2 protein-coding genes are annotated in these 3789 nt (G+C 51.2%); one reads left to right on the plus strand and one right to left on the minus strand.

Annotated elements, in window-relative coordinates:
- Positions 1–3233: glycogen debranching enzyme N-terminal domain-containing protein (locus U9P07_04935; protein MEA2108747.1), on the minus strand; the 3233-nt coding region annotated here is incomplete at its 3' end.
- Positions 3234–3543: 310 nt separating this feature from the next.
- Here U9P07_04935 and U9P07_04940 point away from each other — a divergent pair.
- Positions 3544–3789 carry a DUF2061 domain-containing protein gene (locus tag U9P07_04940; protein ID MEA2108748.1) on the plus strand — a complete coding sequence of 82 codons (246 nt, stop codon included), beginning with the start codon at positions 3544–3546 and terminating at the stop codon, positions 3787–3789.

Raw genomic sequence — 3789 nt, forward strand, 5'->3', positions numbered from 1 at the left:
CGGGTGACAATCAGTGAATCGCGGCCCCAGTCCAGAAACCACGGGTAGCCGGCAATGACGGATTTAAGCCGGCCCCGTTTGACCAGATAATGTTCCAGCGCCAGTTCAAGGTCTTTTTCAAGCGTGATTGGTTTTCCGTCATTTTCATCTTCAGCAACTGAACTTTCTATTTTCCTCAACCCCGTTTTTCCGGTTGGTGATTCATCTTCGGTCAGGACTTCTGCTGCCAGTTCCACCGTTTCACTTCCGGCCAGGGTGGCGGTGAAATAGCCCGGGCTGAAGAGATCGGAATCCGGGTCAAGACCTCGTTCAGCCTCAAGCGGGCGATGAACCATATACAACCATTCAGGCTGCTGGATAAACCGGCCGGCTGAAATGATTGTCTGCAGCCAGTGGTCTGTTGCTGGTTTGAAAATGAAACCATCTTCCCGGCAGCTGACCGCTGCCGGCCACTGGCTTTCAGCTCCCAGGTAGGCTTTAGTGGTTTGATGAAAATTGCGATCTTCAATATCCGGCCGCAGGATCAGGGTTATTCGTTCCTGCCGGTCCAGATGACGATCATTGTCACTAACTTCCGGCCGGCTGAATGTCAGGCGGATTTTGTTGGTTCCTGAAACCATTTCCATAGTGACCATCAGGTGCACATGCTCACCCTGGCCGGTGGGAATCCGATAGTTCCACTGGCCGGCTGCGTGATAGTCAAAGATAAAGGAATGCAGGCAGTCACCATTTACGGCCTGAGAATAGCCCTGAAAAACTATCCAGGCCCGGCAGCGGCTGAACATTATCTGCCGGCCTACAGGGATTTCAGGGTCAAGATTGGCCGCCAGCAGGGCGTCGTAGCGGCTGTTGATTCTGGACCAGAGAATACTGGTCCGCATCATCGCGCCCCGGCCGTTGGTTTCCAGGAACAAAAGCGGTGTGTGCAGAATCTCTTCCCGGTTGAATTGTTTCTTGACCCGGACATCATCGAGCCTGGATAAAAGCAGCAGCGGGGCCTCGAGATGCTCAGTTTTTTCCAGGTTATATACAGTTAGCTTTAAACCCAGTGGACGATGAGCGGAGGGAATTTCCAGGGGCTTGAACAGGACAAAATGATTAGCATCTTCAGTCCGCAGGCTCTTTTCGCTACCAAGGGTTTTTTGTTCCTCCCTTAAGGATGCCCGAAAAGGAAAGGGGCTGCGCACCAGAAGGAAATGATCCGGAGGGATCATCACTTCCCGTTGGCTGTCAACGGGCCAACTCCAGCTCACAACCCGTGATTCCTCACTGTGGGGATTGCATTCCCGGCAGTAGGTTTCAGGATTATTTGTTAATTTAAACACTGCCTCAGATAGATTGAATGTCGTCAGTTGGTCAAAGCCGTGATAGTGGCAATGAATTTCCAGGGCTTTGGCCTGCCGGGCCTGGATCTCCTGGGATTTTGCCGGGATGAAAGGTTTTGCCAGCGCCTGGTTGACCAGTTCAAGATCATGAAAATCAGCTGAAAGGCAGATAGCCTGGCCGGGTTCAAGCTCCAGGAACTGCTTATGCTCATGCTCAGCCACGGTTATTTTCCGGCTGCTTAAAAGATCTATGAACTCCGGTTTAGTCGAAATGGCTGCCGGATAGTACCAGGCGGCATTTATTTTCTGTTCCAGGTTCAGGTTGACCATAATCAGTAAAAAAGTACCATCGGCTGGCTGGTAGCGGCTCAGGACAACAAAATTTCCCTCGCCTTCCTGTATTAAGCGCAGCTCTACCTGGCCGTAAAAAGTTGGATGAACCGCGAGGATGGCGTTCAGCCGGCGGATATGTTCCACCAGGTTGTTTTCTGCTCCCCAGTTTAACGATGAGGCTTCATGGACGTCAATCTTTTCGCTGGCCAACCATTCGACTCCATTGGTAAAAGCAAAGGCACCATTCGGGGAACAAAGGGCGCAAAGGGCGGTCCGCATTCTTGCGTAGGCCTTGGAAGTGGCCGCCAGTCGATTATTGTCATGGGTCTCGGCAAAATTTACCATAATGCCCTTGCCGGTGGAAATATGCAGCGCTTCCGGCAGGTAGAATTCGAGTTGACCCCGATCATAATTTTGGAATAGTTCGGAATAAGCCCAGTTGAAATTGGCGTTATTCAGCAACTCTTCGGTGACCGATATCTTGCCTCCCAGTCCTTCCAGGAGAAAAACCGTGTCCGGGTATTGTTCCCTGACTTTGGCAATGATATATTTCCAGGCTGCCACCGGAATCATGTAGCCGGCATCACAACGGAAGCCGTCCACCCCCCGCTGGCACCAGGTGAGAAAAACTTCCGCCATGTAACGCCAGAGTTCGTGCCGGCGGTAATCAAGGCGGGTCAGATCAGCCCAGGTGACTCCCCAGGCGCCTGGAACTTCAATGCGACCTTCCTCGTCCCTGACCAGCCATTCAGGGTGGGTGGCATGAATAAGGGCGCCCCAGCCCGTATGATTGGGGGCTATATCGATGAAAAGTACCGCCTGGCGGGCGTGAATGGCATCAACCAATTCCCCGAACTGTTCCAAAGGGGTGGCTTTGGGGTCGAAAACCGCCAGACCCGGATCTACCGAGGTGAAATCAAGGGCCGCGTAAGGGCTGCCGAAACGTCCCATGCGGGCGAAAGTCGTCGGGGTCGGATAAATGGGTAGCAGTTGAATAATCCGGCAACCCAGCTTGCCGATGATGAAATCAAGCTCGACAATCAGGTCACGAAAGGTTCCGGATGGCGGGATGGCGGCGTAGTGGTGCCGGTCAAGGTCTTCAATGCAGTGTTTTTCATTTTGGTTCGGGGTGATTCTGGCTTTTTTGTTGGGACCGAACTGGCGGATAAAAGTATTGTAAATAGTATTGGCGCCGCAGGTGTCAGCCGGCTCAATATTGATGATGGTGTTGTCACCGTCCGGCCAGAGAGGGGCATTCTTACCTTCAGGAATGAAAAGACATTTTCCGGCAAAGTGACCGACTTCCAGCAGAGGGACGGTCAGCTGGTGACGGCATTCATCGAGCCGTTCCATCGGCAGGTCAAACCAGTCGCGGCCGAGAGGTGATTCTTCCGCTTCCACCTGGCGGATGATTTCCCGGCGGCCGATGTCCGCCTGGCCGAGATTAGTGCGCAGCCAGGCGTAGCCGGGCAAAGGTGATGAGAGATTCAGGGTGAAGGTTACCAGATCGCCCCGAAAACAGAGCAGGTGAGCCCCGGGAGCAGGTTCCTGGCTGAGAGTAATAGTCTTTTCCATTTCCCGTATGTACCATAAATGCCAAAAGTATGGCAAACGGCAAAATTGGTTCTTGATGGTCAGGAACTATGGTTGATCAGGGAGAAGGACCTTGGCAAGGATAGAGATGTAACCGGGACCAACTCCGGAGGGGAAAAATGAATGTGGAAGTTTTTTCCCTAATTAGAGTTTTTTTTTACCCTTTTTTCGTGAATTCAAGCTATTTGTTATTTTATGGGTTTGGTTTTTTGATTGCTTCTGCCATATTGTTTCGTATTATGCTATTCTGTAAAGATATGTTGGTTAATATTTTGCGCCGGGGAAAAATTTCATGTTGAAGCCAGAAAATCCTGTATATCGAGAATCACATTTGCGAAGCATCTTTAAAGCATTATCATGGCGTTTAGTGGCAACATGTACAACGTTTGCCATTGTTTACCTGATTACGGGCAAAACTGCTTTTGCCATTTCAATTGCGGGCGTGGAGGTTGTTACCAAAATGATCATATACTACCTTCATGAGCGGGCATGGCAGCTGCTTCCCAGGGGGTCAGTGAGAAAATTGCTGAAGAAATAA

Source organism: Pseudomonadota bacterium, assembly GCA_034660915.1.
Classification (GTDB): Bacteria; Desulfobacterota; Anaeroferrophillalia; order Anaeroferrophillales; family Anaeroferrophillaceae; genus DQWO01.